1 protein-coding gene is annotated in these 1,326 nt (G+C 67.9%); it reads right to left on the bottom strand.

Features of this window, described 5'->3' with window-relative positions:
- Positions 1 to 1,319: 2-oxoacid:acceptor oxidoreductase family protein (locus ABZ449_RS42150; protein ID WP_360357471.1), on the bottom strand; the 1,319-nt coding region annotated here is incomplete at its 3' end.
- Between the last annotated feature and the right edge of the window lie 7 nt (positions 1,320 to 1,326).

A 1,326-nucleotide genomic window follows, 5' to 3' on the forward strand; every position in this document is an offset into this window, starting at 1 on the left:
CGCAGGTACGGCCAGAACGCGCCGTCCTCGCGGTTGGGGCCGGTGGCGAAGTGCGGGTCGATCTCGGGCAGTTCGTCGACCTCGGGGATCCGCCACGGCTCCGAGCCGTTGGCCAGGTAGCCGTCCGAGAGCAGGAACACCGGGGTGCGGTAGGTGACCGCGATACGGGCCGCCTCCAGCGCCGCGTCGAAGCACTCCGCCGCGGTGGCCGGAGCGACGATCGGCACCGGCGCCTCGCCGTTGCGCCCGAACATCGCCTGCAGCAGGTCCGCCTGCTCGGTCTTCGTCGGCAGGCCGGTCGACGGCCCGCCCCGCTGGATGTCCACGATCAGCAACGGCAGTTCCAGCGACACCGCCAGCCCGATCGTCTCCGACTTCAGCGCCACACCCGGCCCCGACGTCGTCGTCACCCCCAACGCCCCGCCGAACGCCGCGCCCAGCGCCGCACCGATCCCCGCGATCTCGTCCTCCGCCTGGAAGGTCCGCACCCCGAAGTTCTTGTGCCGGCTCAACTCGTGCAGGATGTCCGACGCCGGCGTGATCGGATACGACCCCAGATACAACGGCAGACCCGACCGCCGCGCCGCCGCGATCAACCCGTACGACAACGCCAGGTTCCCCGAGATGTTCCGGTACCGGCCCGCCGGCAACCTCGCCGGCGGCACCTCGTAGGAGACCGCGAACGACTCCGTCGTCTCCCCGAAGTTCCAACCCGCCCGGAACGCGCTGACGTTCGCCTCCGCGATCTGCGGCTTCTTCGCGAACTTCGCCCGCAGGAACGACTCCGTCCCCTGCGTCGGCCGGTGATACATCCACGACAACAACCCCAGGGCGAACATGTTCTTCGCCCGCTCCGCGTCCTTGCGCGCCAGACCGCTGTCCTTCAACGCCTCCAACGTCAGCGTCGTCAACGGCACCTTGTGCAGATGGAAACCCTCCAGCGAACCGTCCACCAGAGGATCCGCCGCGTACCCCACCTTCGCCAACGCCCGCTTCGTGAACTCGTCCGTGTTCACGATGATCTCCGCACCCCGCGGCAGATCCGCCAGATTCGCCTTCAACGCCGCCGGATTCATCGCCACCAACACGTTCGGGGCATCCCCCGGCGTCAGGATGTCGTGATCCGCGAAATGCAACTGGAACGACGACACACCCGGAAGAGTCCCGGCAGGCGCCCGGATCTCCGCCGGGAAGTTCGGCAACGTCGACAGGTCGTTACCGAACGACGCCGTCTCCGAAGTGAACCGGTCACCGGTCAGCTGCATACCGTCACCGGAATCACCGGCGAAACGAATGATCACCCGATCGAGTCTGCGGATCGGCTTG

The sequence above is a fragment of the Kitasatospora sp. NPDC005856 genome, assembly GCF_040629945.1.
GTDB lineage: Bacteria > Actinomycetota > Actinomycetes > Streptomycetales > Streptomycetaceae > Kitasatospora.